Source organism: Paenibacillus brasilensis (assembly GCF_009363115.1).
Classification (GTDB): Bacteria; Bacillota; Bacilli; order Paenibacillales; family Paenibacillaceae; genus Paenibacillus; species Paenibacillus brasilensis.
In genome coordinates, this window is sequence record NZ_CP045298.1 from 1,541,073 (window position 1) to 1,567,506 (window position 26,434).

The window sequence follows — 26,434 nt, forward strand, 5'->3', positions numbered from 1 at the left end:
GAAATGGGTCTCCCTTCAAAATTGAAGTTATTTTTTTGAGCTGAATCCTACCAACGATAGTGAGCAAACGCTTTGTTCGCTTCAGCCATTTTGTGAGTGTCTTCACGTTTTTTCACGGAAGCGCCTGTGTTGTTGGAAGCATCGATAATCTCAGCCGCCAAACGCTCTTCCATAGTCTTCTCGCCGCGGTTGCGGGAGTAATTTACGAGCCAACGTAATCCCAGGGACGTACGTCTTTCTGGTTTTACCTCGATTGGTACTTGGTAGTTGGCACCGCCGACACGGCGTGCTTTAACTTCCAGGACTGGCATGATATTCTTGATAGCTGCTTCAAAAACTTCCATCGGGTCATTCCCCGTACGTTCTTGGATAAGCTTGAACGCATTGTACAGAATGCTTTGAGCAACGCCTCGTTTTCCGTCGAGCATGATGCGGTTGATCAAGCGGGTAACCAACTTGCTGTTGTATACCGGATCTGGCAACACGTCTCTTTTGGTAACTGGACCTTTGCGTGGCATGGATATCCCCCTTTCTTACATGTTAAACCTGCATATGCGGTTTATATTCATTAGGATTTTTTAGCTTTAGGGCGTTTAGCGCCGTATTTGGAACGAGCTTGCATGCGGTTGTTTACGCCTGCAGTATCCAAAGCACCACGAACGATATGGTAACGCACACCCGGAAGGTCTTTTACACGACCGCCACGAATCAGCACTACGCTGTGTTCTTGAAGGTTATGTCCAATACCTGGAATGTAAGCAGTCACCTCTACACGGTTCGTCAAACGAACACGAGCATATTTACGAAGTGCGGAGTTTGGTTTTTTTGGAGTCATAGTACCTACACGAGTGCACACTCCGCGTTTTTGCGGGGCACTGATGTCGGTAGCTTCACGTTTCAAGGCATTAAAACCTTTTTGCAAAGCCGGTGATTTCGATTTCTCGATTTTGGCTTGACGTCCTTTACGAACCAGTTGGTTAATAGTTGGCATGTTGGTTGCCACCCCCTTCCTCAATTTTTGCTGTTGCTTTACAAACCTCATCTAAGCCCACAGACCCAGGCGGTTCATAAAAGAACAAATGAAAAGTCTTTGCCGCCAAGAATACAATTCCCTAGACAAAAACGTTCCTTACCCTATTGTTTTACGATAGCAGCCATTGCGGCCCCCACTTCAATCCCACATGCAGCTCCGAGATTTTTCATTGTGTCTACGAGAGTCACTTTGACTCCTTGCTTGTTGCACAAAGCAATGATGTTGGAAGTGAGACGCTGATCTGCGTCTTCTGCCACATATACTTCAGAGGCGAAGCCCAATTCTACCATACGAATGGTTTGTTTGGTACCGATTTTGACATGAGCATCTTGCAGTCCCTGTTCTTTAGACATATCTCATTCCTCCGAAAAGACCCAATAGCATATAGGCTGCTCACGCACCTTTGCTATATTAGCATTGACTATTAACAATGTCAAGATAATTATCAGCTATAATTCACTTGATCCAAGCTATCACGTTCATTCTCAGAAAAAAGCAACGGAACATCGCCTGCTGAAGCCTTTATGCAAGGCTCCAGCAAGGTATAAGATGCTCCGGGCCATTAATGTTTTTTATTAATCAGCTGAAATCGGCTCAAGTTCCTCAGATGAGGTTTGTTCCTCTTCCGGCTGGGCAAATTTCACACTACGGTAGCGGTTCATACCTGTTCCCGCAGGAATCAATTTACCAATAATTACATTCTCTTTCAGACCAAGCAACTGATCGACCTTGCCTTTAATAGCAGCATCGGTCAGGACACGAGTAGTTTCCTGGAAGGAAGCTGCAGACAAGAAGGAATCAGTTTCCAGAGACGCCTTGGTAATACCGAGCAGAACCGGTTTAGCTACCGCTGGCTCTTGTCCGCTGAGAATCGCTATCTTATTCGCATTTTCATACTCATGTACATCAACAAAGGAGCCTGGAAGCAGCGTCGTGTCACCCGCATCAATGATACGGATTTTACGCAGCATTTGACGAATCATAACTTCCACGTGCTTGTCGTTGATTTCTACACCCTGATTTCGGTATACACGCTGAACTTCCTGAAGGATATAGTTTTGTACCCCGCGAATACCTTTAATACGCAGCATTTCTTTAGGGTCGATTGAACCATCCGTCAGTTCATCCCCGGCTTCAACGGTCATGCCTTCGCTTACACGCAGACGTGAACCATAAGTTACCGAATAAGTCTTCGTTTCAGCTTCACCTTGAATGTCGATTTCACGACGGTCTTTACCTTCACGAACTTCTTTAACTACACCGTCAATTTCACTGATGGTAGCCTGACCTTTAGGATTACGCGCTTCGAAAAGCTCCTGGATACGAGGCAAACCTTGTGTAATATCGTCGCCCGCTACACCGCCTGTGTGGAACGTACGCATGGTGAGCTGTGTCCCCGGTTCACCGATGGATTGCGCCGCGATAATACCAACCGCTTCACCAATCTCAACGTGTTTACCAGTAGCCAGATTACGACCGTAGCACTTTTTGCAGACACCGTGTTTGGCACGGCAGCTTAGTACGGAACGAATTTGAACCTTCTCTACACCAGCTTTAACAATTGCTTCAGCCTTGTTGGAGTCAATCAGTTCGTTACGTCTAGCCAAAATCTCGCCAGTCTCCGGATGACGTACCGTTTCAAAGCAATAGCGGCCTTCCAAACGATCATACAGGTCCTCAATTACTTCTTTACCGTCCTGGATACGGCTTACTGTAAAGCCTTTATCCGTTCCGCAGTCATCTTCGCGCACAATAACATCCTGCGCCACATCAACGAGACGACGAGTCAGGTAACCAGAGTCAGCCGTACGAAGGGCCGTATCCGCCAAACCTTTACGCGCTCCGTGTGTGGAGATGAAGTACTCGAGTACTGTCAGACCTTCACGGAAATTCGATTTAATTGGGAGCTCGATAATACGACCGGATGGATTCGCCATCAGTCCACGCATACCGCCAAGCTGGGTAATCTGTGATTTGTTACCACGCGCTTTGGAGTCTACCATCATCATGATGGAGTTATAGCGATCCATGGACTTCATCAGCACATCAGTAATATCATCTTTTGCTTTGGACCAGATATCGATAATTCGGTCATAGCGTTCCTCGTTCGTAATCAGACCACGACGATACTGATTCGTTACGACTTGCGCTTTGTCCTCAGATCCCTTAAGAATCTCTTGTTTTTCCACTGGCACAATTACGTCCGCCACAGCAACAGTTACACCCGCACGAGTGGAATACGTAAAGCCAAGCTGCTTGATCTTATCCAGAATTACAGCTGTTTCTGTTGTATGGTAAATTTCAAAACAACGGGCGATGATGTTACCAAGGTAATCCTTGCCCACCCCGCTAGCTTGCGGAGCGTTTTGAATAGCATCCGTAAGATTTACACCCTTCTCGTAAACAAAGAACTCCTCCGCAGTACCGTAGAGCAGGTTTGCGCGGGTAGCGTCATTGATGTACGGGAAGCTTGCTGGGAAAATCTCATTAAAGATAATTTTACCCACTGTTGTAATCAGCATTGCATCTTGTTGTTTCTCTGTAAAGCTCGTTTTATTCAAAGCTCTAACCGGAATAGCTACACGAGCATGAAGCCCTGCTGTACCACGCTGGTACGCCGAGATAGCCTCATTCGGGTTGCGAAGGATCATATTGCTTCCTTCTTCTTCCTTGTTATCCATAGTCAAATAGAACGAACCAAGAACCATATCCTGGGAAGGAGTAACAACAGGCTTGCCGTCTTTTGGATTCAAAATGTTGCCGGATGCCAGCATGAGCAAACGAGCCTCTGCCTGAGCTTCCGCAGACAACGGAACGTGAACCGCCATTTGGTCACCGTCAAAGTCGGCATTGTATGCCGTACATACAAGCGGATGCAAACGAATCGCACGACCTTCAACCAAGATCGGTTCAAACGCTTGAATACCGAGTCTATGCAGCGTAGGGGCACGGTTAAGAAGAACCGGATGCTCCTTGATTACTTCTTCGAGCACATCCCATACTTCTGCGCTCACACGCTCTACTTTGCGCTTCGCGCTCTTGATGTTGTGTGCCAGACCTTTGTTCACAAGCTCTTTCATAACAAAAGGCTTGAACAGTTCCAGCGCCATTTCTTTCGGTAAACCACATTGGTACATCTTCAAGTACGGACCTACTACGATAACGGAACGACCGGAGTAGTCAACACGTTTTCCGAGCAAGTTTTGACGGAAACGACCTTGTTTACCTTTCAGCATGTGGCTGAGGGATTTCAAAGGACGGTTACCCGGACCTGTAACAGGACGACCACGACGGCCATTATCAATCAGAGCGTCAACAGCTTCCTGCAGCATCCGTTTTTCATTTTGCACGATAATATCTGGCGCACCCAGATCTAACAGGCGTTTCAGACGGTTATTACGGTTAATAACACGGCGATACAGATCATTTAGATCGGAAGTAGCAAAACGTCCGCCATCCAACTGTACCATTGGACGAAGCTCAGGAGGAATTACAGGCAGTACGTCCATGATCATCCAATCCGGCTGGTTGCCAGAGTTACGGAACGCCTCAATAACTTCAAGACGCTTGATGGCACGATTACGACGTTGTCCTTGAGCTGTACGCAGCTCTTCCTTCAGGAATTCCAGTTCTTTATCGATGTCCAAATCTTGAAGAAGCTTTTTAACCGCTTCGGCCCCCATACCTGCTTGGAAACCGTACCCGTATTTTTCACGGTAGCTGCGGTATTCTTTTTCGGACAGAAGCTGCTTTTTCTCCAGTGGCGTATCTCCTGGATCAGTTACAACATAAGATGCGAAGTAAATGATCTCTTCGAGAGATCTTGGAGACATATCAAGAGCAAGACCCATACGGCTTGGAATACCTTTGAAGTACCAAATGTGCGATACAGGGGCAGCCAACTCGATATGTCCCATGCGCTCACGACGAACCTTAGCGCGGGTAACTTCTACACCACAACGGTCACAGACAACGCCTTTATAGCGTACACGTTTGTACTTACCGCAATGACATTCCCAATCTTTCGTAGGTCCAAAAATTTTCTCGCAAAATAGTCCTTCTTTTTCCGGTTTAAGCGTACGATAGTTAATCGTCTCCGGTTTTTTGACTTCTCCGCGGGACCAAGAACGAATCTTCTCGGGGGAAGCAAGCCCGATTTTCATATATTCGAAATTGTTAACGTCCAACAAGGAGCAACCCTCCTTAACCAAATCCTGAGTTTTTAGGTTTGATACCGCCCGGCAGCACCGGGCGGTATCAAGAAGCCCATTCCATCCTAGGATGGATCAAGGCATATGACAAAGCTGATAGATTCAGTCAGCGATCCAACTACTCTACGCCAACCTCAGAGCCTTCCAGATTCAAACTCAGCTTATCGCCGGTTGTATCATCCTCGTCATCAAGCTCTCTCATTTCGATCTCTTGTTCGTCTTCGGACAGAATCTTCACGTCCATACCCAAGCTTTGCAGCTCTTTGATCAAGACCTTAAATGATTCAGGAACACCCGGTTCAGGGACATTTTCACCTTTGACGATGGATTCGTAAGTTTTAACACGTCCAACCACATCATCGGATTTCACAGTTAAAATTTCCTGAAGCGTGTACGCCGCGCCGTAGGCTTCCAGCGCCCATACTTCCATCTCCCCGAAACGCTGACCACCGAATTGAGCTTTACCGCCCAATGGTTGTTGCGTAACGAGAGAGTAAGGACCCGTAGAGCGGGCATGAATTTTATCGTCAACCATGTGCGCAAGTTTAATCATGTGCATGACACCGACAGTAACTTCACGTTCAAAACGATCGCCTGTACGTCCATCATACAACACAGTCTTACCATTACGCTGCATGCCTGCTTCTTCCATCGTATCGAACACGTCATACTCCTTGGCACCATCAAATACTGGCGTAGCCACATGAATACCAAGACGCATTGCAGCCATACCCAGATGGACCTCAAGCACCTGTCCGATGTTCATCCGTGAAGGTACGCCCAGCGGGTTCAGAACAACCTGTACTGGTGTACCATCCGGCAGGAATGGCATATCTTCCTCAGGCAAGATACGGGCAACGACACCCTTGTTACCGTGACGTCCAGCCATTTTATCGCCTTCGGAGATTTTACGTTTTTGAGCAATGTACACGCGTACCAGCTGGTTCACACCTGGTGGCAGCTCATCGCCATTTTCACGTGTAAATACTTTAACATCTACAACGATCCCGTCAGTTCCGTGAGGAACTCGCAAGGAAGTATCGCGAACCTCGCGTGCCTTCTCACCAAAGATCGCATGCAAGAGACGCTCTTCGGCTGTCAGCTCAGTCACACCCTTAGGTGTTACTTTACCAACGAGAATGTCACCTGCGGCGATTTCAGCACCAATGCGAATGATGCCGCGCTCATCCAGATTACGAAGCGCTTCTTCACCAACATTCGGAATATCACGAGTAATTTCTTCAGGTCCAAGCTTCGTATCACGAGCCTCAGATTCGTACTCCTCGATATGGATCGAGGTGTATACATCCTCCTTGACCAGCTTCTCACTCAGCAGGATCGCATCCTCGTAGTTGTAACCTTCCCAAGTCATGAAGGCCACGACAACGTTACGTCCCAATGCCAGCTCGCCCATCTCTGTGGAAGGACCATCTGCAAGAATATCGCCAACTTTGACAATATCACCTCTGTTAACAATCGGACGCTGGTTGATGCATGTTCCTTGGTTAGAACGCATAAATTTGTGTAATTTATACTTAACAATGTCGCCTTTTACTTCAGCGCCGTCTACAGTTTCAATACGACGCAGCCAAATTTCATTAGCCGAAGAACGTTCGATTACCCCGTTGTACTTGGACACAACGCAAACACCGGAATCCTTTGCAGACTTATGCTCCATTCCTGTTCCAACCAAAGGAGCCTTGGGAATCAGAAGCGGGACAGCCTGCCGCTGCATGTTGGAACCCATCAATGCGCGGTTAGAGTCATCGTTCTCTAGGAACGGAATCAGTGCAGTTGCGACCGATACGACCTGTTTAGGCGATACGTCCATGTAATCAACACGGCTACTCGCCATTGGAATAATGTTATCAGATTGCTTGTTATAGCGGACAATAACGACTTCATCCTTAAAGGTGTTTTCCTCAGTCAATTCCGCATTTGCCTGAGCTACGATGTAGTTATCTTCCTCATCAGCAGTCAGGTAATCAATCTGATCTGTAACTTTTCCGGTTTTCGGATCTACCCAACGATAAGGAGCTTCGATAAATCCGTACTCGTTGATTCGCGCAAAGGTAGACAAGGAGTTAATCAAACCAATGTTCGGTCCCTCCGGTGTCTCGATAGGACACATACGGCCGTAGTGACTCGGATGGACGTCACGTACCTCCATGCCCGCGCGCTCACGTGTCAAACCACCAGGTCCGAGAGCGGACAAACGACGTTTGTGTGTCAATTCAGCAAGCGGGTTCGTCTGATCCATGAACTGAGACAACTGGGAGCTACCAAAGAACTCTTTAATCGAGGCGATTACCGGACGTATGTTAATCAGCGCCTGTGGCGTAATTACATTGGCATCCTGGATCGACATTCTTTCGCGAACCACACGTTCCATACGGGACAAACCGATGCGGAACTGGTTCTGGAGCAATTCACCTACAGAACGCAAACGACGGTTACCCAAGTGGTCAATATCGTCTGTGCTTCCGATTCCGTGAAGCAAGTTAATAAAATAACTGATGGAGGAAATAATATCGGCAGGCGTAATATTCTTAACCGATTTATCAATATTTCCGTTAGCAATCAGTTTTACAACTTTACCATCCTCAATTGGTGAGAATACATCAATCGTTTGCAGTGGAATATCATTGCTCTCCAGTACGCCACTAGCAACATGATACGTACGGTGTCCAACCGATTCTTCCAGTTGAGCCAAAATTTCGTCCAACAGGCGGCGATCCACCATTTGCCCTGCCTCAGCGATGATTTCACCAGTTGTCGTATCAATCAGGGTCTCAGCAAGCCGTTGATTGAACAGACGGTTTTTGATGTGCAGCTTTTTATTGATTTTGTAACGGCCTACGTTGGCCAGATCATAACGTTTTGGATCAAAGAAGCGTGCAACGAGCAAGCTCTTTGCATTATCCAGTGTAGGTGGCTCACCCGGACGAAGACGCTCATAAATCTCAATCAGCGCTTTCTCGGTAGAGTCGGTATTGTCTTTATCAAGCGTGTTACGGATATATTCGTCATTGCCGAGCAAATCCAAAATCTCAGCATCAGTGCCGAAGCCTAGCGCACGCAGCAACACCGTAACCGGAATTTTACGGGTACGGTCAATCCGGACATAGATAATGTCCTTCGCATCCATCTCCAGTTCGAGCCAAGCCCCCCGGTTAGGAATTACCGTTGCGGTGTATGTTGTTTTCGCATTCTTGTCGACTTTTGTGCTGAAATAGACGCTGGGAGAGCGAACCAACTGGCTGACAATAACCCGTTCCGCACCGTTAATAATAAACGTACCCGTTTCAGTCATCAGCGGGAAGTCTCCCATGAATACTTCCTGCTCTTTCACTTCCCCGGTTTCTTTATTAATAAGCCGGACTTTTACCCGAAGCGGTGCTGCATACGTTACGTCGCGTTCCTTTGCGTCGTCAACGGTATATTTAGGTTCTCCGAGAGAGTAATCGATAAATTCCAAAATCAGGTTTCCTGTGAAATCCTGAATCGGTGAAATATCCCGAAACATCTCCCGTAATCCTTCCTCCAAAAACCAATCATAGGATTTTTGTTGGATTTCAATCAGGTTCGGAACCTCGAGTACCTCATTAATACGTGCATAACTGCGCCGAGTGCGTCGACCATATTGAACAAGATGTCCTGCCAACTTAAACTCACCCCTCATGTCTACTCACTTTAAAAATACATTGCGAACCTCTGTTTGTGACCTTATAATAAGACACATACAGAAGATTCGATCTTACAAATACAGAAAAGCCCTTACTCGAATGCATTCGAAAAAAGAGCGACGTATCTGCAGAATCCTCTTGCCGGAAGATCTTCATCACTTGTAGATTTGCCCAAAATGATTATATTATACGTAATAGAGATACATACTATACCCTTCTACGCATAAACCTATTGACATTTCAACAAACTAAAGCCATGGAGGGCATCCTAATACTGACATTTTATAATGATATCACAGACCAAGATTCAAGTCAATGGTCCTATTGCATTTTCCTGAATTTTTTTTGGCCTTCAAAATTCGATAGCCTTTATCCTTCGTAACTTCCTCCACACTACCGAAAAGACTCTCGATTTTAGCACTTGCTGAAGGAGCCCCCTGCTTTTTCTGAATGACCACCCACAAAGCTCCACTTTCGTTTAAATGCTCATACGCCAACTCAAAAATGGCATGCACGGTTTCTTTCCCTGCACGTATAGGGGGATTCGTCAAGATCACGTCAAAATGCTCATGTTTCACTTCCGCGAACAAATCACTCTGCTTAATAGTGACATTCTTAATCCCATTTCGTTCTGCGTTTTCCTTTGCCAATTGAACGGCTCGTTCGTTAATATCAATCATCGTAACGTGGCCCTCTGGCACAAGCGTTGCTGCCGTCAACCCAATCGGTCCATATCCGCATCCTACATCTAGCACCGAGGCCTGTACGGGAAGCTGCATCGCTTCAATGAGCACACGGCTGCCGTAATCAATCCCCTGTTTTGAAAATACACCTGAATCACTGGCAAAACGGTATGTCCGTCCCCTCAGCACTGTCTCCAGGCTCCGTCGTTCATGCGCCGCCTCTGGCCGTTTAGAGTAATAATGATCAGCCATTCATGACCACCTCTTTCGGTTGTAATACCATCATAGCCCTTACGATCACGTTTCAGACATGTTGGCACTACCGTTTTACAGCAACAAACCCCTTGAAGATCACCTCAAGGGGTTTGTTTTCGTACATTGTCTGCTAGTTAGCAGTCAATTATTTTACTTCTACAGAAGCGCCTGCTTCTTCCAATTTTGCTTTAACGGATTCAGCTTCTTCTTTAGCAACTTTTTCTTTCAGTGGTTTTGGAGCGTTGTCAACCAGTTCTTTTGCTTCTTTCAGGCCAAGACCTGTGATTTCGCGAACTGCTTTGATAACGTTGATTTTGGAAGCGCCAGCACTTGTCAAAATTACGTCGAACTCGGATTGCTCAGCTTCTGCTGCGCCACCTGCTGCGCCACCTGCTACAGCTACTGGAGCTGCTGCAGTTACGCCGAATTCTTCTTCGATTGCTTTTACAAGATCGTTCAATTCCAATACGGACATACCTTTAATTGCTTCCAAGATTTGCTCTTTACTCATGGTTGAACCTCCATTTAAATTCGTATTTTTTTGTTCTTAACTGCTATACAGCAGGTTTAATCCCAAACTTATGCACTTTGCTCTTCTTTTTCCGCAACCGCTTTAACTGCAAGCGCGAAGTTGCGCATAGGAGCTTGAAGCACGCTGAGGAGCATAGAAAGGAGACCTTCGCGGGATGGCAGTTCTGCCAGCGCTTTGATTTCCTCAACACCGATAACGCGACCTTCTACAACTGCGCCTTTCAGTTCCAGCGCATTGTTTTTCTTAGCGAAATCGTTCAAGATTTTAGCTGCAGACACAGCATCATCTTTGCCGAACGCGATTGCAGTAGGACCTGTCAATACTGCGTCCAGTTCAGTCAATTCTGCTGACGCAGTTGCGCGACGAAGCAGCGTGTTTTTCAGCACTTGAAATTCGATTCCGGCTTCGCGAAGCTGCTTACGCAGCTCAGTTACTTGGGCAACATTCAGACCGCGATAGTCTGCAACCACAGTCGTTACGCTCTCGCGCAATTTTGCAGCTACAACTTCAACAGCCTCTTGTTTTGCTTGAATCACCTTTGCATTTGCCAAACTGTACACCTCCTGATCAATTTATCCGCTTTGTTCGAAACACCTGCTCCGGCACTCTCCCAAAGCTGCTTTCTTGAGCATGAAAAAAGCCTCCGTAGAGTACGAAGGCTTGATAAATCCACATGGATGGGGCAAGCCCGTCACATGAAACGTTCTATCATAACACCTCGGTAGGAAATTAAGCTCGAAAGCACCTACTGTCTACGGTAAGCATATTCAAATTTAATGGTCAGTCACAAGGACTCACAACTTTTACAGAATAACAAATTTGATTGAACGTGTCAATCAAAATATTATCTGTAAACAGATGCGTTCACACGTGCGCTTGGTCCCATAGTCGAAGAGATAGCGATGTTTTTCAGGTATACACCTTTAGCAGCCGCTGGCTTCGCACGGTTCAAGGCTTCAACCAAGGCTTTAAGGTTCTCGTTCAGTTGTTCAGCACTGAAGGAAGCTTTGCCGATTGGTGCGTGAATTTGACCTGCTTTGTCGAGACGATATTCGATTTTACCGGCTTTAATTTCTTGAACAGCCTTGGCAACGTCGAAAGTAACTGTGCCTGCTTTAGGGTTAGGCATCAAACCTTTACCACCGAGCAAACGACCCAGTTTACCAACCTCACTCATCATATCAGGTGTCGCAACGCAGACGTCGAATTCAAACCAGCCTTGTTGAATTTTGTTGATCATATCTTGATCGCCAACAAAATCAGCGCCAGCTGCTTCCGCTTCTTTCGCTTTATCACCTTTTGCAAATACCAGAACGCGTTGTGTTTTACCTGTACCATGCGGCAGGACAACTACACCACGAACGGCCTGATCTTGTTTACGGGAATCTACGCCCAGACGAACTGCTGCTTCAACGGTTTCGTCGAATTTAGCAGTTGCAGCCTTTTTCACCAATTCAACGGCTTCCAAAGGCTCATAAGTCGCTTCGCTGTCAATCAGCTTAGCGGCTTCCAGGTATTTCTTACCATGTTTAGCCATTATGTTCTTCCTCCTTATGTGGTATTAGCGGATATTCCTCCCACACTTGCCGGACAGTCAAACTGCCGGCACACGTAGATTAATAAATATTAATCTACGATGGTGATACCCATGCTGCGAGCAGTACCTTCAACCATACGCATTGCCGATTCTACGGAAGCTGCGTTAAGGTCAGGCATTTTTTGCTCTGCAATTTGACGAACAGCAGCGCGATTTACAGTTGCAACTTTCGTTTTATTCGGTTCACCGGAACCTTTTTCGATTTTAGCAGCAACTTTCAACAGAACAGCAGCCGGTGGAGTTTTCGTGATGAACGTAAAAGAACGATCCTCAAATACGGAAATTTCAACCGGGATAATCAGGCCTGCTTGATCAGCAGTACGAGCATTGAACTCTTTACAGAATGCCATGATGTTGACACCTGCTTGACCCAAAGCTGGACCTACTGGAGGCGCTGGATTAGCTTTCCCTGCAGGAATCTGCAGTTTTACCATTTTAATTACCTTTTTTGCCATGGATGACACCTCCTTGACTCAATAGTGGTAGACGGACCTATTGATCCTCCCACAAGAAACCTGTAAGAAAAATCTATATTTTCTCCACTTGAGTATAATCCAACTCAAGCGGGGTTTCCCGTCCAAACATGTTGACGTGAACCTTAAGCTTGCTCTTCTCAACCAAAATTTCTTCCACGGAGCCCACAAAATTCGCAAAAGGACCAACTTTAATTCGCACGGATTCCTTAACATCGAATTCAATCTTCGGCTTCGGCTCTACCATGCCCATATGCTTCAGAATCTGTTCAACTTCTTCCGGAAGCAATGGCGTCGGCTTGGAACCCGAGCCTGTCGACCCTACAAATCCCGTAACACCTGGTGTGTTGCGAACAACATACCAAGAGTCGTCGGTTTGGACCATTTCGACTAAGACATAACCAGGGTATACTTTACGCATAACAGTCTTTTTCTTACCGTCCTTGGTTACCAGTTCTTCTTCCATCGGAACAAGAACACGGAATATCTTGTCTTCCATGCCCATGGACTCAACGCGTTTTTCCAAATTGGCTTTGACCTTATTCTCATACCCTGAGTAGGTATGAACGACGTACCATCTTTTTTCCATATCAAGCCACCTGGAACCCTTCCTAGATAATCGCTCCGATCACAGCGGAAATGCCGATATCGAGAACCCAAAAATAAATCGTGACGAACGCAATCGTCCCAATGACAATCAGCGTATAGTTGGTCAGTTCTTTACGATTGGGCCAGCGAACCTTCTTGAGTTCAGCCCAGCTTTCAGAGAAAAAGGAAAACAGAGACTTGAAACTGCGTTTCACGCCGACTACACCTCCAAAAACTATCTGGTTTCCCGATGAGAAGTCTGTTCGTTACAGAACTTACAGAATTTCTTCATCTCCATGCGGTCGGGGTGATTACGCTTGTTTTTCGTCGTTGTGTAATTTCTTTGTTTGCATGTTGTACAAGCCAAAGTAATAATTACCCGCATGATGTGCACCTCCCGAAGACATCCAACACCGGAAGTCTCATAATTGATCCTAAAAAAAACCGCGAATTTAGGCCTACCTAAAACACTTTATCACACGGGGTTTTCCATGTCAACGAATGTTTGCATACATTTCGCAGTCTCGACTGTGGTGCATTTTAACATCTGTTCATCCTTCGAAAATATTCCCTGAAAACCACTTCAAGACCCAAGCGACATCTATTATCATATTTTTTAGTATAAATCATTTTTAACACATATAAACCTGCCCGGCCTTGCCCTAACGAATAAAAAAAGACTCGGACTCGAGCCTTTCCTTGTCAGCCTCTACTTTCAACTATCCCTTACTTCCAGATACTTTTCAAGTTTACGCTTGACCCGTTGCAGTGCATTATCAATCGATTTTACATGGCGGTCAAGATCCTCTGCAATCTCCTGATACGAACGTCCGTCCAGATACAACATAAGCACCTTTCGTTCCAGCTCGCTCAGAATTTCCGACATCTTGTCCTCAAGTCCTACAAATTCTTCCTGATTGATAATTAGTTCCTCAGGGTCGCTTACTTGTGTTCCGCAAATCACATCGAGCAACGTTCGGTCTGACTCTTCATCATAGATGGGCTTGTCCAGAGATACGTAAGAGTTCAGAGGAATGTGCTTTTGTCGTGTAGCCGTCTTGATTGCCGTAATAATCTGTCGTGTAATGCATAACTCGGCGAAGGCCTTGAACGAAGAAAGCTTGTCTCCCTTAAAATCACGAATGGATTTGTAGAGACCAATCATGCCTTCCTGAATAATATCCTCGCGATCAGCGCCGATCAGGAAGTAGGATCTGGCCTTGGCCCGCACAAAGTTCCGGTACTTATTAATCAGGAACTCCAGCGCTTCCCCATCACCTTCATGGACTGCTCCGACAATGTCTTCATCATTTTTGTAATCAAACTTTGACAACATGATATCCTTGAGGTCCACACTCACTAACAATCCCTCCGGCTGCAACGCAAGGTACCCGTCACTCTCTCAAATATACGACAAGTATACGCGATGTAACCTGATACCGTCAACCACAACAGCCTAAAAAAGAAGAGCGCTAACAAAATTGTCAATGGTTTCAAAATGGAGGAGCGCCCAATTACTGGATTATTCTCTTCTCCATCGTTCAAACAGCTTTCGAAGCTCCGGGCTTAGTTTGGCATCCAGCGAGTTGCGAGACAATTTGGCGCTGTCCTGCTGAATTCGCTTCTGTACTTCCCTTTCGGATTCCTCAAGCTCGATCAGCAGTTCCCGTGCCGATACCCTGAGTGCTCCCTGGCCAAAGGCAACATGCTGCTCTACCTGATCACTTGTCGCTACGTAAATACTTCTCCTCTTGCTACTAAGCTCTCGAACCAATCGCTCGATGCACTCGTCGGCTGTCTCTTTTTCTCTTGTAAAATAAATCTGGACTTTACTCTGGGCAAAAGTTTTACCCAATCCTGGCACCCTGTAAGCATCAAATACGACGATGACTCTTCTGCCGGAATACGCCTGATGATCCGCGAGCCGTTCGAGAAGTCTGTCCCTCGCTTCCTGCATACCAGATTGTACCAGTGCGGAAAGTTCGGGCCAGGCTCCAATCATGTTGTAACCGTCCACCAGCAGAACATCCCGCGTGTCAGCCATATCGTTAGTCCCGTGCCTGTCGTCCGCGCAATACTTCGTACATTACGACACCTGCAGCTACAGAAGCATTCAGGGAATTGATTTGCCCCGCCATCGGCAGCTTGACGAGTACGTCGCATTTCTCACGAATTAAACGACCCATTCCTTTATTTTCGTTCCCAATGACAATGGCCACTGGTCCCGTGAATACTCCATTTCCAAAAACAGGGTCGGTCGCTGCCACATCCGTTCCAACTACCCATACACCTTCTTCTTTAAGACGGTCAATGGTTTGTCCCAAATTGTTCACACGCGCCACCGGGACGTACTCAGCAGCACCTGCCGACGTTTTGGACACCGTTACAGTTACAGCTGCCGAACGCCTTTTGGGCACAATAACACCATGTGCTCCTGTGCAGTCCGCCGTACGAAGGATGGAGCCCAGATTATGCGGGTCTTCTATTTCATCCAGCAAAATTAAAAACGGCTCTTCCCCTTTATTACGAGCACTCGCGAGCAATTCTTCCACTTCAGCATAGGCAAAAGGCGCAGCCTGTGCAACCACTCCCTGATGCTGAATTCCCGGTACCATTTGATCGAGCTTACGCTTGTCCACCTGTTGAACAATGATCCCTGCTTTTTTCGCTTCGGCCGTAATCGGAAGGGTCAAATGCTTTTGGGCATTATCTGCAATCCATATTTTATTTATTGTTCTGCCTGAACGTAATGCCTCCGTTACGGAATGCTTACCGGCAATCCATTCTTCTTCCATATCTAGCTTCCTCCCGGGAAACGCCAGATGGTAAATCCATCTGATCCGTTCCCATTTATGATTTTTCTGTATTCTCCATTTGTGCAATGCCGTACGTTATCAATTCTCTCAATCTGTCCAAGCGCCCATCGCTATAAAGAAAGCCGATCAGTGCCTCCAGTGCAGTCGCGTGACGGTACTCAAGTACATCAGCATTTTTGGGCAGACTCCCTGACTTGGCATTTCTTCCTTGTCGGACAATGTCGCACTCTTCCTCCGTCAGCACCTTTTCCAGCAGTCCCAGCAGACGGCTTTGCGCCTTCGCGGAGACTAGCCCTGTTGCTCGCCGATGCAGATGATTTGGACGCAAGTTGGGCTGTGCCAACAAATATTGACGGACGGCGACCTCGTACACGGCATCGCCAATGTAAGCTAGTGCAATGGGCGGCATCAGGCGGGCCGGTTTGGACGCAGGATACGGGAACCAGTTCTCTGCGCCCTCCGAAGCCCCCGTATTCAGTGACTTATCATTCATTTTCGCCGCCACCGCATCCCCTGTGCCGTATCCTCAAGCACAATGCCTTTAGCAGCCAGCAGATCGCGAATTTCGTCGGCTCTGCCCCAATTTTTGGTTTTACGAGCTTCGACACGTTCTGCAATTAATTGCTCTATTTCATCATCCAGCAGCTCTTCTTTGGGTTCCGAATATATGCGAAGTACAGTATTCATCGAATGGAAGGTATGCAGTACAGCCTGCAATTCCGCCTGATTGACAACATCACGCTGCAACAAATGATTGGCTTCGCTGACCCATTCGAATACAGCAGTAATCGCATCAGGTGTATTGAAATCATCATCCATCTTTTCGCCAAATTGCTGCAAAATTCCGTCAAGCTTCGTTTGCAGCTCAGCCGCTACTTCTCCATTACCTTTCAAAGCATTGGCCAAACGATGCTTCACGTTCGCGACTGCATTAGCAATCCGTTCGACACTGTTCTCTGCTTGACTCATCGTCTCTTGGTTGTAGTTCAATGGATTACGATAATGCGTCGACAGCATAAAATAACGCAAAGCTTCAGGCTTGTGGCGAGTTCGCAGATCTTTAACCAAAATACCATTACCGAGTGATTTCGACATTTTTTCATTATCAATTCGGATATATCCGTTATGCATCCAGTAGCGAGCCAATGGCTTACCCGTAATCACTTCGGATTGCGCGCATTCACATTCATGATGCGGAAATTGCAAATCCTGTCCGCCCCCATGGATATCCAGTGTATCCCCCAAATAATGGCGAGCCATAGCCGAGCATTCGATATGCCATCCCGGTCGTCCATCTCCCCAAGGACTCGACCAATAAATTTCTCCCGGCTTTGCTGCCTTCCAGAGTACAAAATCCTCGGCATTTTCCTTACGCTCATCCACATTGATGCGAATTCCGAACTGAAGCTCCTCCAGATTCTGACCTGACAGTTGTCCGTAATCTTTGAACTTTTTGGTTCGATAGAACACATCGCCCTCGTTCTCATAGGCATAGCCTTTGTCTACCAGTTCCTTAATAAAATCAATAATCAAATCCATGCTCTCTGTTACGCGCGGATTTATGCTGGCAGCAGGAACATTCAATCCTGCCAGATCCTCATGATAGGCTGCAATAAATTTCTCGGCAACTGCCGGAACCTCCGTATCGAGTTCCCTAGCTTTGCGAATCAGCTTATCATCGACATCCGTAAAATTCACCACATAGTTTACAGTATAGCCCAAATACTCCAGGTAGCTGCGTACCACATCAAACACAATTACAGGTCGTGCATTACCAATATGAATGTAATCATATACGGTGGGTCCACATACATACATCTTAACCTTTCCAGGCTCCAGTGGCACAAAGGTTTCCCGGCTCCTCGTCATGGTATTATAAATTTGAAGCGGCATCGTTATGTTCCTCCCTCATAAAAATTATCCTTGTCATTTATTCTCTCGGGTCACCTGATGTTTCTGAGCAGATCGCTCATCCTTCAAATCAGATAACTCTGCACGCAATCGCTTTATTTCCAATTGAAGATCCCGTATAGAATCCACGACCGGATCAGGCAGCTGATGACTAAGTCGGTCCGGACGTCTTCCATCTTGTCTGACCACCCGCCCTGGGATGCCCACTACCGTACTGTTTGGCGGAACCTCTTTAAGCACAACCGAGTTAGAGCCAATATTGGACTGCGCCCCAATTGTAAATGAGCCCAATATCTTTGCACCGGAGCCTATAACTACATTATTCCCAATGGTCGGATGGCGCTTCCCCTTCTCTTTTCCGGTCCCTCCAAGAGTGACCCCCTGATACAATACGACATCGTCGCCGATCTCACAGGTTTCACCGATAACCACTCCCATGCCATGGTCAATGAACAGTCGATCTCCGATACGAGCGCCAGGATGAATTTCAATGCCTGTCATAAAACGCGATACTTGAGATATAACACGAGCTACAGTACACCATTTTCGCAAATAAAACCAATGTGCGATTCGGTGTGCCCAAAGGGCATGAACGCCGGAATACGTAAAAATGACCTCCAGCTTACTCCGGGCGGCCGGATCATTATCCAAAACAGTCTGAATGTCGGATTTGATATGTCTGAACATGTCGCCCTCCTATTCCTCCCATATCCTTGCCGCATCTCCACAACACTTCACGTTCCGCCAATTTTCGCATCTTTCAGCACTCTTCGACATTTTTTAATCTATGACGAGTCTGATAAAAATGAAAAAGCGCCTCCGCAGCCTGAGCTGCAGAGACGCATGAACGTGGTCCCACTCTGCTTCGGACATAACTACTGCCTAAAAGCAGAAATGTCCGTCTTTGGCGTCCGGTAACGGGAACGACTCGTCACGCCCTTGCCATAATTAGCAGTCTAATTAGGATTCGGGCGCACGGCTCCCAGGTGCATTTCCTCCGCAGGTCATCTGGACGGCTTCCAGCCTAGGGTTTCCCCTCGGTCGTCCTCTCTGGCAGATGCCCATATGCAGTGTACTTCTCCTGTTCGCAGCCTTTACGCGTAAATATCAATCCGTATCAATGGAGTCATTATAGCGAAAAGACAACAAATTGACAAGAAATATCAGCCTTTAATTTGTGCCTTAAGACGATCCAACACCTTGTCACGTCCAAGCAAATAGATGGTTTCGTTCAGATCCCGTCCATGAGTTTGACCTGTAAGAGCCACACGAATCGGCATGAACAGCTGTTTACCCTTAAAACCGGTTTCCTTTTGAACTTCCTTAATCAGCTTGGCCATTTGTGGAGCTGTGAATTCCCCGCTCTCTTCAACCTTGTTGGCAAAGGCTCTGAGCACCTCAGGAACCTGTTCTTCAGCCAGTACAGCCGCCGCTTCGGCATCCATCTCCAGGTGTGAACGGAAAAATAACTCAGACAACGCTACAATATCGGACGCAGAAGTCATCTGCTCCTGATATAAGCGAACGAGGGCCTTAGCCCAATCCTGCTGTTCTGCCGACAATTCAGTCGGCAACAGCCCCGCTGCCTGCAAATGTGGAATCGCCATGCTGGCAATCCGCTCAGGATCAGCCTTTTTAATATAATGATTGTTCAAGTAAGCAAGCTTGTTCGTATCAAATACGGCCGGGCTTTTGGACAAACGATTAGGATCGAAAATCGAAATCAATTGCTCCCGATCATAGATCTCTTCTTCGCCTTCCGGAGACCAGCCCAGCAGCGCAATAAAGTTGAATATAGCTTCCGGTAGATAGCCCAGCTTGTCATACTGCTCCATGAATTGAATAATGGATTCGTTACGCTTGCTGAGCTTTTTGTGATCCTCGCCTACGATCAGCGTCATATGACCAAAGCGTGGAGGCTCCCAGCCGAGAGCTTCAAAGATCATCAATTGCCGCGGCGTATTGGAAACATGATCCTCGCCCCGTAATACATGCGATATTTTCATCAAATAATCGTCAACCGCTACAGCGAAGTTATATGTCGGAATACCGTCTTTTTTGACGATAACAAAATCGCCGCTTTCCTTGGAATTGAACGTAATTTGACCTTTAACGATATCGTCAAACGTATATTCGCGATCTTCCGGTACGCGGAAACGAATGCTTGGTACACGGCCTTCTGCTTCAAATGCCTGACACTGTTCTTCTGTTAAGTCACGATGCTTTCCAGAATAGCGTGGTGTCTCCCCCCGTGCCATCTGTTCTTCACGTTCGCGTTCCAATTCTTCCTCCGTGCAGTAGCAACGGTAAGCCAAACCACGATCCAGCAAATCCTGCCAGTATGTTTTGTATATATCCAAGCGTTCAGTCTGACGGTAAGGTCCAAACTCACCTCCCACATCTACGCTCTCATCCCAGTCCATACCCAACCATTTCAAATATTTAAGTTGGCTTTCTTCTCCGCCCTCAATATTGCGCTTCACATCTGTGTCTTCGATGCGAATAATAAATTTCCCGCCTTGATTACGGGCAAATAAATAATTAAATAATGCCGTTCTGGCGTTTCCAATATGCAGATGCCCTGTAGGGCTTGGTGCATAGCGTACACGAATTTCCGTGCTCATATAATCTCCTCCAAATTGAATTACTCAAGATGATAGCATTTACTTGATAAGACAGACAACCGATTGAGCCGCGATCCCTTCGCCCCGCCCGGTAAAACCGAGTTGCTCTGTGGTAGTCGCCTTGACATTCACCTGGGATGGCTCTTCTGCTTCCAAAGCCCGGGCGATGACCTCATTCATCTGCGGAATATACGATGCCATCTTGGGCTTCTGTGCAATGATCGTAGAATCGATATTCCCCAAGCGATAGCCTCGCTCTTTAGCCAACCCCCACACATGCTCTAGCAGCTTCAGGCTGTCGGCATCCTTAAATTCAGGGTCGTTATCCGGAAAATGCTTCCCGATGTCTCCCAAGCCAAGCGCACCCAGGATGGCATCGCTAATGGCATGCAGCAACACATCTGCATCGGAATGGCCCAGCAAACCTTTCTCATAGGGAATATTCACGCCTCCGATGATACATGGCCTTCCTTCCACCAGCTGGTGGACGTCAAATCCTTGTCCTACTCTGATCACTTGATATCCTCTCCCTCTGTCTTTACCCATAGCGCCGCCATGTCCAAATCCTCAGGCGTAGTAATTTTGATGTTCTTGTAGCTGCCTTGAACGACAGTAACCGGAATGCCAAGCCGCTCCACCAGTGTAGAATCATCTGTTCCCAAAAATCCCGCCTGCTCTGCTTCCTTATACGCACGGAGCAAATCGGAAAGACGAAAAGTCTGTGGCGTTTGAATACTCCACAGACTTCGGCGATCTGGCGTTGCTGTAATGATACCATCCCCGTTCACTTGCTTGACCGTATCCTTTACAGGTACTGCCGCTACAGAAGCACCGGTACGCTGAGCCGCCTCCAGACATGAACGTACAAGCTCAGGCTGGATCAGTGGGCGCACACCATCATGCACCATCACCCAATCTGCTTGCAAGTGGCGTAAGCCGTGATAAACCGAATGCTGTCGTTCACTGCCACCAGCTACCACCTGTACGTTTTTTTCGATCTGGTATTGACGAATCCATTCCCGACAGCGCTCCACATCTTCAGCTCCCGTCACCATCACCATTTCATCCACTTCGGGCATAGCTGCAAATATTTCAAGTGTATGTATGAAGATGGGCTTGTCCCGCAAAAGCAGAAATTGCTTACTTTCCTGCGTCCCCATACGGGAGCCGCGCCCAGCCGCTACAATAACGACTCCTACCCGATTGTTCATTGAAATAACTCCTGCCCTGATCGTACTTGTACGATCCGTATGATAACATATCTACTTCATCATACCTCGTTTATTGAGCTTTTTCCAATAGTTTCGGTTTAGCAAAGATCATACGTCCCGCAGAGGTCTGAAGTACACTCGTGACCAGCACCTCCATCAAGGAACCGATATAGTCACGTCCGCCCTCCACAACAATCATCGTACCATCATCCAAATAGGCCACACCCTGTCCATGTTCCTTGCCGTCCTTAATGATCTGCACCATAATTTCCTCACCAGGCAGTACGACAGGCTTGACTGCGTTCGCCAAATCATTAATGTTCAGTACCGATACACCTTGAAGCTCACATACCTTATTCAGGTTAAAATCATTGGTTACAACTTTACCCTCCAGCACCTTTGCCAGCTTGACCAGCTTACTGTCGACCTCTGAAATCTCCTCAAAATCCCCTTCATAAATGAGCACATTCACATCCAGCTCTTTTTGGATTTTATTCAAAATATCCAGACCCCGACGCCCACGATTACGCTTAAGTAAATCAGATGAATCTGCAATATGCTGCAGTTCCTCCAACACAAATTCAGGAATCACTATCGTTCCTTCAATAAAACCTGTCTTGCAAATATCCGCAATACGCCCATCTATAATGACGCTGGTATCCAAAATTTTATGTTCCTCCAGCTTACGTTCTGGTACACCTGTGCCCCGGCCAAAAAAACCAGAACTCCAAAACGAAGACAGCTCATCCCGCTTCTCCAAACCAACCATCAATCCTACATATCCGCAAACGATGGTAACGGCTGTCTGAATCAGTTGACCAGGTGCTCCCAACCATGATAAAAGCGGGTAGACTGCCAAGGAAAGGATCAATCCCACTGCTAATCCAATTACACCGGCAAGCATCTCATTCATCGGTATCCGGACCAAGCCCTCAATGCCCTGCTGCAACCGATTCGCCACCGATGCCCCTGCGAATGAGCAACCGGCCATAAACAGCACTGCTCCTGCAATCATCCAAACGGCCATTCCCGGTAAGGTACCATCATTCAACCACTGCGGCATCCATGATAAGATACCTCCTACCCGATGGTACAACGTATAGCCAAACCATGCTCCGCACAATCCTGTAAAAGTTAAAATAGCCTTTCTCCACATCGAGTCTCTATACCTCCTTTTTTTCTTCTCATACATCCTGCTATTTATTGGATATACACTTTTTTCTTTACCAGTATGATCCAATCCTCGCCCGGCTAACCCTGTGTTTTTATTTTTTATGCACAAAAAAAGCATCTATCGCCCTGAAAGAATTCAAGGAAATAAATGCTCATTTGTTTCTAGCTGTTATTAACGTTGCGAATGACGATATTGATCGTCCTGTTCTTCCTGGTTAGAGCGTTCCCGATCACGTCCCCGTCTGCGTGAAAGCTTACGGATGTTCAGTTTCATCCCATATAATGCATACAGTACCAATGGGACAAAAATCAGCTTCGACAGCTGGTCGGGAAATTTAGCAGCCAGTACTACCGCTGCAATCACAACCCAAGGAGCGATCCAGATCGCTTTTTTCGGAAAGCCAACCTTTTTAAAATTAGGATATCTCATGGAGCTGACCATCAAATAAGAGACCAGCAACATGGCAATCGACATGTATAACAATGAAACATTGTTATGAAATAAGGACAAAGTGGCTAGTACGCCACCTGCTGCCGGAATCGGCAAGCCTGTAAAATAACCTGGCACACCGGGGCGTACATTAAATCGAGCCAAACGCAACGCTCCGCACATGGGGAAAATGGCCGTAACCGTCCAAGCCAAAGCCGAATTTGCATCATGAAAAGCAACCATGTACATAATAACTGCGGGAGCTACACCAAATGATATCATATCTGATAAGGAGTCCAGTTCTTTACCGAATTCGCTCTGGGCATTCAGCGCCCGGGCCATTCTTCCGTCCAGTCCGTCCAACAACATGGCGACAATAACCATAATAGCGGCAAGACTGTATTTTCCGTCTACGGCCAATAAAATGGCGATCATTCCGAGAAACAAGTTACCCAAGGTAAACATGTTCGGAATTGATTTGGTAATCATCTCTTCACCTCAATGTATGAATTGTTCCATTATAATCCTTTCACTGTATTACATTTACATTTGTCTGTCAATGAAAACTTGTTCCTGCAACCTTTTAAGTCCTTCTTTAATCGTACGCGCACGAACCTCTCCGATGCCATCCACTTCATCCAGCTCTTCAATCGTTGCAGTTATAACATGCGGAAAGCGTCCAAACCGCTCCACCAGATTATGAATAATCACATTCGGCAGACGCGGTATCTTGTTCAGCACCCGATACCCGCGTGCAGCAATATACTCCTCTGATGTTGCAGCAGAAGACGGGTAACCCAGTAAACGTACGATATGATTAACATCCAGCAACTCGTCGTCCGTAGATCGCTTGAGTCCAAGTATAATCTCACGGATTTTCTCGTCGCTGTCGTCTTTAGCATAATCCTTGTACAGCAACCAGGCTTCTTCCTCTATATTGCTGACAAGCTCCTCCATCTGCATGCTGATGAGTCGGCCTTCATTTCCGAGCTCATTAATAAATCGTTTGATTTCCATTTTAATGCGCAGTACCATTTCAATCCGTTGGATAACATTAACGACCTCCGGCATGGTTACCAGCTCTTCGAATTCAGATGCTGTCAAATTCGTCGAGGCTTGCCCCAACACCGATCTATATTTTTCTAGTGTCTGAATTGCCTGATTGGCCTTCGTTAAGATGACTCCGATTTCCTTGAGCGCATAGCGCAGCGTTCCCTGATACAACGTAATAATATTACGTCGCTGGGAAATGGACACAACGAGCTTGCCTGTCTGCTTTGCAACTCGCTCTGCTGTCCGGTGTCGAATCCCTGTTTCAATCGACGAAATAGAAGAGTCAGGAATTAATTGCGTATTTGCGTATAAAATCCGCTTCAAATCTTCACTCAATATGATTGCGCCGTCCATTTTAGCCAATTCATATAAATAGTTCGGCGAAAAATCACAGTTGATAGAGAACCCGCCATCCACGACTTCCATTACTTCCGGGCTATAGCCAACGACCAGAAGAGCACCCGTTTTAGCACGTAAAACGTTTTCCAATCCATCGCGAAAGGGAGTTCCCGGTGCCACAAGCCGCAGCAAATCGTTCATTTTATCCAGTTGGCTCGCTTCTTTCATTCTCATTGCCCCCTAATCTAATGCGGCTGCCAGTGCATCTGCCACCGTTGCTACTCCTATAATTTGTATCCCTTTCGGATGTGTCCAGCCCTTCAGGCTTTTCTCTGGCATGATCACCCGTTTGAAACCCAGTTTTTCCGCTTCCCGCACTCGCTGCTCTGCTCGGGATACAGCCCGCACCTCGCCTGTCAACCCTACTTCACCAAAAATTACATCGTACGGCTTGGTAGGAGCGTCCCGGAAACTGGAAGCAATGCTCACCGCTATAGCCAAATCCACCGCGGGCTCATCCAGCTTCACGCCGCCGGCTACGTTGAGATAAGCATCCTGGTTTTGCAAAAACATGCCCATCCGTTTTTCCAGCACGGCGATAATTAATCCCATCCGATGATGGTCGATTCCTGTACCCATTCGGCGTGGAGAAGGAAAATGCGTGGCCGCAATCAGCGCTTGCAGTTCGACCAGCACAGGTCGGGTTCCTTCCACACTGGCTACAACAGTGGAACCAGCCACCCCTAGTGGTCGTTCAGACAGGAAAAGCTCAGAAGGATTCGCTACCTCACGCAAGCCACTTTCAGCCATTTCAAAAATGCCGATTTCATTCGTAGAACCGAAACGGTTCTTAACTGCACGCAGCAGCCGATACGTATGATGACGCTCTCCTTCAAAATAAAGCACGCAATCGACCATATGCTCCAACAGACGTGGGCCTGCAATTGCCCCTTCCTTGGTCACATGTCCTACCAGCACCGTAGCAATCCCTAGTCCCTTGGCAATTCGCATAAAGCGTGAGGTACACTCTCGGACCTGAGCCACACTTCCTGGCGCACTTGTCACCTCCGGCAAATATACGGTCTGAATAGAGTCGATCACCAAAAATTCGGGCTTCAAGCTGTCCACTGCTTCTTCAATCGTCTCCAAATTCGTCTCACATAATACGTACAAATTGGGAGACAAGGCACCCAGTCGGTCTGCGCGCAGCTTCGTTTGACGAACCGACTCCTCACCAGACACGTACAGCACCTTCAAACCGGTTAAAGCGAGCTCATTAGAGGTTTGTAGCATCAGCGTAGATTTACCAATCCCCGGATCACCGCCCACCAGAACGAGGGACCCCGGCACTACGCCTCCGCCAAGCACACGATTCAATTCGCCAATTCCCGTCAAAATTCGCGCTTCTTTGCCACTCTCTACCTCAATAATGGGGAGCGGCTTATCTTTTGTGCTATGAGTAAGAAGGGAAGAACCCATTCCTTGAGTTTTTACAACGCTTTCCGTTTCTTCCACCATGGAATTCCATGCCTGGCATCCAGGACATTTTCCGTACCATTTGGGCGATTCATAACCGCATTCCGTACAGGAAAATTTAGTTTTCACTTTAGCCATACTTTGATCCCTGGCTCCTTATTGACGACAAATGATGTCAAATTTATCTTGATACAGCCCGGAAAGATCTGTAACAATAAAAGTTTACCATTGAAGCTTGGCGGACGTAAAGCGATATCACAAACTTTTCCAAAGCATTTACCCAACCATTCCGTAGTGTTCTATACACAAAAAGGGTGCCTTCGCAATAGCTTTCCAGCCTGCG

The 26,434-nt window shown here is 46.9% G+C and carries 26 protein-coding genes and 1 other annotated feature; all 26 genes read right to left on the bottom strand.

Annotation, left to right across the window (positions count from 1 at the left end):
- Positions 1–47: 47 nt before the first annotated feature.
- The 26 genes from rpsG to radA all read right to left on the bottom strand — a co-directional run bounded on the left by rpsG (position 48) and on the right by radA (position 26,229).
- On the bottom strand, positions 48–518 hold the full coding sequence (gene rpsG / locus GCU48_RS07395) for a 30S ribosomal protein S7 (protein WP_007432586.1): 471 nt from the start codon (positions 516–518) through the stop codon (positions 48–50).
- Positions 519–568: 50 nt separating this feature from the next.
- Positions 569–991, bottom strand: coding sequence for a 30S ribosomal protein S12 (gene rpsL / locus GCU48_RS07400; protein WP_007432587.1), 423 nt, complete (start codon positions 989–991; stop codon positions 569–571).
- 143 nt (positions 992–1,134) lie between these two features.
- A complete protein-coding gene (locus GCU48_RS07405) occupies positions 1,135–1,386 on the bottom strand; it encodes a ribosomal L7Ae/L30e/S12e/Gadd45 family protein (protein WP_007432588.1) in 252 nt (83 codons plus the stop codon).
- Positions 1,387–1,608: 222 nt separating this feature from the next.
- Positions 1,609–5,223 (bottom strand): DNA-directed RNA polymerase subunit beta', encoded by a 3,615-nt coding sequence (rpoC, locus tag GCU48_RS07410; RefSeq protein ID WP_152379546.1) that lies wholly within the window; start codon positions 5,221–5,223, stop codon positions 1,609–1,611.
- A gap of 139 nt (positions 5,224–5,362) precedes the next feature.
- A complete protein-coding gene (gene rpoB, locus GCU48_RS07415; RefSeq protein WP_007432590.1) occupies positions 5,363–8,908 on the bottom strand; it encodes a DNA-directed RNA polymerase subunit beta in 3,546 nt (1,181 codons plus the stop codon).
- Positions 8,909–9,223: 315 nt separating this feature from the next.
- Complete coding sequence (locus GCU48_RS07420; RefSeq protein WP_152379547.1) at positions 9,224–9,865, bottom strand: class I SAM-dependent methyltransferase; 642 nt, start codon at positions 9,863–9,865, stop codon at positions 9,224–9,226.
- 148 nt (positions 9,866–10,013) lie between these two features.
- Positions 10,014–10,379: a 50S ribosomal protein L7/L12 gene (gene rplL, locus GCU48_RS07425; protein WP_013373275.1), complete on the bottom strand. Its 366-nt coding sequence runs from the start codon at positions 10,377–10,379 to the stop codon at positions 10,014–10,016.
- A 68-nt stretch (positions 10,380–10,447) separates the two neighbouring features.
- Entirely contained in the window at positions 10,448–10,951 is a 504-nt protein-coding gene (gene rplJ, locus GCU48_RS07430; RefSeq protein WP_152379548.1) for a 50S ribosomal protein L10, read from the bottom strand.
- Between the two features lie 73 nt (positions 10,952–11,024).
- Positions 11,025–11,176, bottom strand: a sequence feature (ribosomal protein L10 leader region).
- A gap of 68 nt (positions 11,177–11,244) precedes the next feature.
- Positions 11,245–11,937 carry a 50S ribosomal protein L1 gene (gene rplA / locus GCU48_RS07435; protein WP_152379549.1) on the bottom strand — a complete coding sequence of 231 codons (693 nt, stop codon included), beginning with the start codon at positions 11,935–11,937 and terminating at the stop codon, positions 11,245–11,247.
- A gap of 89 nt (positions 11,938–12,026) precedes the next feature.
- The gene (gene rplK / locus GCU48_RS07440; protein WP_007432595.1) at positions 12,027–12,452 is read right to left on the bottom strand and encodes a 50S ribosomal protein L11; all 426 of its coding nucleotides are present in this window, start codon (positions 12,450–12,452) and stop codon (positions 12,027–12,029) included.
- A gap of 73 nt (positions 12,453–12,525) precedes the next feature.
- Positions 12,526–13,059 (bottom strand): transcription termination/antitermination protein NusG, encoded by a 534-nt coding sequence (gene nusG, locus GCU48_RS07445; RefSeq protein ID WP_007432596.1) that lies wholly within the window; start codon positions 13,057–13,059, stop codon positions 12,526–12,528.
- A 22-nt stretch (positions 13,060–13,081) separates the two neighbouring features.
- Positions 13,082–13,273, bottom strand: a complete 192-nt coding sequence (gene secE, locus GCU48_RS07450) for a preprotein translocase subunit SecE (RefSeq protein ID WP_025685946.1) — start codon at positions 13,271–13,273, stop codon at positions 13,082–13,084.
- A gap of 20 nt (positions 13,274–13,293) precedes the next feature.
- Complete coding sequence (rpmG, locus tag GCU48_RS07455) at positions 13,294–13,443, bottom strand: 50S ribosomal protein L33 (protein WP_081752062.1); 150 nt, start codon at positions 13,441–13,443, stop codon at positions 13,294–13,296.
- Positions 13,444–13,773: 330 nt separating this feature from the next.
- Entirely contained in the window at positions 13,774–14,418 is a 645-nt protein-coding gene (gene sigH / locus GCU48_RS07460; RefSeq protein ID WP_007432598.1) for an RNA polymerase sporulation sigma factor SigH, read from the bottom strand.
- A gap of 162 nt (positions 14,419–14,580) precedes the next feature.
- On the bottom strand, positions 14,581–15,102 hold the full coding sequence (locus GCU48_RS07465; RefSeq protein WP_025715690.1) for an NYN domain-containing protein: 522 nt from the start codon (positions 15,100–15,102) through the stop codon (positions 14,581–14,583).
- A gap of 4 nt (positions 15,103–15,106) precedes the next feature.
- Positions 15,107–15,853, bottom strand: a complete 747-nt coding sequence (gene rlmB / locus GCU48_RS07470) for a 23S rRNA (guanosine(2251)-2'-O)-methyltransferase RlmB (protein WP_025715691.1) — start codon at positions 15,851–15,853, stop codon at positions 15,107–15,109.
- Positions 15,854–15,908: 55 nt separating this feature from the next.
- Entirely contained in the window at positions 15,909–16,367 is a 459-nt protein-coding gene (locus tag GCU48_RS07475; RefSeq protein ID WP_152379550.1) for a Mini-ribonuclease 3, read from the bottom strand.
- The gene (cysS, locus tag GCU48_RS07480) at positions 16,364–17,767 is read right to left on the bottom strand and encodes a cysteine--tRNA ligase (protein WP_025715693.1); all 1,404 of its coding nucleotides are present in this window, start codon (positions 17,765–17,767) and stop codon (positions 16,364–16,366) included. The genes GCU48_RS07475 and cysS overlap by 4 nt, the downstream gene beginning before the upstream one ends.
- Before the next feature lie 33 nt (positions 17,768–17,800).
- Positions 17,801–18,472, bottom strand: a complete 672-nt coding sequence (gene cysE, locus GCU48_RS07485) for a serine O-acetyltransferase (protein WP_152379551.1) — start codon at positions 18,470–18,472, stop codon at positions 17,801–17,803.
- Between the two features lie 476 nt (positions 18,473–18,948).
- Positions 18,949–20,409 carry a glutamate--tRNA ligase gene (gltX, locus tag GCU48_RS07490; protein ID WP_152379552.1) on the bottom strand — a complete coding sequence of 487 codons (1,461 nt, stop codon included), beginning with the start codon at positions 20,407–20,409 and terminating at the stop codon, positions 18,949–18,951.
- A gap of 39 nt (positions 20,410–20,448) precedes the next feature.
- Positions 20,449–20,925 (bottom strand): 2-C-methyl-D-erythritol 2,4-cyclodiphosphate synthase, encoded by a 477-nt coding sequence (gene ispF, locus GCU48_RS07495; RefSeq protein ID WP_025715695.1) that lies wholly within the window; start codon positions 20,923–20,925, stop codon positions 20,449–20,451.
- The gene (ispD, locus tag GCU48_RS07500; protein WP_152379553.1) at positions 20,922–21,620 is read right to left on the bottom strand and encodes a 2-C-methyl-D-erythritol 4-phosphate cytidylyltransferase; all 699 of its coding nucleotides are present in this window, start codon (positions 21,618–21,620) and stop codon (positions 20,922–20,924) included. Before ispD ends, ispF begins: the two co-directional genes overlap by 4 nt.
- Positions 21,621–21,690: 70 nt before the next feature.
- Positions 21,691–22,776 carry a PIN/TRAM domain-containing protein gene (locus tag GCU48_RS07505; protein WP_025715697.1) on the bottom strand — a complete coding sequence of 362 codons (1,086 nt, stop codon included), beginning with the start codon at positions 22,774–22,776 and terminating at the stop codon, positions 21,691–21,693.
- Positions 22,777–22,965: 189 nt separating this feature from the next.
- On the bottom strand, positions 22,966–23,712 hold the full coding sequence (pssA, locus tag GCU48_RS07510) for a CDP-diacylglycerol--serine O-phosphatidyltransferase (protein WP_025715699.1): 747 nt from the start codon (positions 23,710–23,712) through the stop codon (positions 22,966–22,968).
- A 54-nt stretch (positions 23,713–23,766) separates the two neighbouring features.
- Complete coding sequence (disA, locus tag GCU48_RS07515) at positions 23,767–24,843, bottom strand: DNA integrity scanning diadenylate cyclase DisA (protein WP_013312183.1); 1,077 nt, start codon at positions 24,841–24,843, stop codon at positions 23,767–23,769.
- A gap of 12 nt (positions 24,844–24,855) precedes the next feature.
- Positions 24,856–26,229 (bottom strand): DNA repair protein RadA, encoded by a 1,374-nt coding sequence (gene radA / locus GCU48_RS07520; RefSeq protein WP_152379554.1) that lies wholly within the window; start codon positions 26,227–26,229, stop codon positions 24,856–24,858.
- Positions 26,230–26,434: the final 205 nt, after the last annotated feature.

What these genes read in the sequence shown, in the direction of transcription:
- rpmG (WP_081752062.1), bottom strand. Translation starts at nt 13,443, where the DNA reads ATGCGGGTAATTATTACTTTGGCTTGTACAACATGCAAACAAAGAAAT.
- rpsL (WP_007432587.1), bottom strand. Translation starts at nt 991, where the DNA reads ATGCCAACTATTAACCAACTGGTTCGTAAAGGACGTCAAGCCAAAATC.
- rplK (WP_007432595.1), bottom strand. Translation starts at nt 12,452, where the DNA reads ATGGCAAAAAAGGTAATTAAAATGGTAAAACTGCAGATTCCTGCAGGG.
- radA (WP_152379554.1), bottom strand. Translation starts at nt 26,229, where the DNA reads ATGGCTAAAGTGAAAACTAAATTTTCCTGTACGGAATGCGGTTATGAA.
- GCU48_RS07505 (WP_025715697.1), bottom strand. Translation starts at nt 22,776, where the DNA reads ATGTGGAGAAAGGCTATTTTAACTTTTACAGGATTGTGCGGAGCATGG.
- GCU48_RS07420 (WP_152379547.1), bottom strand. Translation starts at nt 9,865, where the DNA reads ATGGCTGATCATTATTACTCTAAACGGCCAGAGGCGGCGCATGAACGA.
- GCU48_RS07465 (WP_025715690.1), bottom strand. Translation starts at nt 15,102, where the DNA reads ATGGCTGACACGCGGGATGTTCTGCTGGTGGACGGTTACAACATGATT.
- cysS (WP_025715693.1), bottom strand. Translation starts at nt 17,767, where the DNA reads ATGCCGCTTCAAATTTATAATACCATGACGAGGAGCCGGGAAACCTTT.
- rplA (WP_152379549.1), bottom strand. Translation starts at nt 11,937, where the DNA reads ATGGCTAAACATGGTAAGAAATACCTGGAAGCCGCTAAGCTGATTGAC.
- gltX (WP_152379552.1), bottom strand. Translation starts at nt 20,409, where the DNA reads ATGAGCACGGAAATTCGTGTACGCTATGCACCAAGCCCTACAGGGCAT.
- pssA (WP_025715699.1), bottom strand. Translation starts at nt 23,712, where the DNA reads ATGATTACCAAATCAATTCCGAACATGTTTACCTTGGGTAACTTGTTT.
- GCU48_RS07475 (WP_152379550.1), bottom strand. Translation starts at nt 16,367, where the DNA reads ATGAATGATAAGTCACTGAATACGGGGGCTTCGGAGGGCGCAGAGAAC.
- ispD (WP_152379553.1), bottom strand. Translation starts at nt 21,620, where the DNA reads ATGAACAATCGGGTAGGAGTCGTTATTGTAGCGGCTGGGCGCGGCTCC.
- rplL (WP_013373275.1), bottom strand. Translation starts at nt 10,379, where the DNA reads ATGAGTAAAGAGCAAATCTTGGAAGCAATTAAAGGTATGTCCGTATTG.
- GCU48_RS07405 (WP_007432588.1), bottom strand. Translation starts at nt 1,386, where the DNA reads ATGTCTAAAGAACAGGGACTGCAAGATGCTCATGTCAAAATCGGTACC.
- nusG (WP_007432596.1), bottom strand. Translation starts at nt 13,059, where the DNA reads ATGGAAAAAAGATGGTACGTCGTTCATACCTACTCAGGGTATGAGAAT.
- rpsG (WP_007432586.1), bottom strand. Translation starts at nt 518, where the DNA reads ATGCCACGCAAAGGTCCAGTTACCAAAAGAGACGTGTTGCCAGATCCG.
- cysE (WP_152379551.1), bottom strand. Translation starts at nt 18,472, where the DNA reads ATGTTCAGACATATCAAATCCGACATTCAGACTGTTTTGGATAATGAT.
- disA (WP_013312183.1), bottom strand. Translation starts at nt 24,843, where the DNA reads ATGAAAGAAGCGAGCCAACTGGATAAAATGAACGATTTGCTGCGGCTT.
- rlmB (WP_025715691.1), bottom strand. Translation starts at nt 15,853, where the DNA reads ATGGAAGAAGAATGGATTGCCGGTAAGCATTCCGTAACGGAGGCATTA.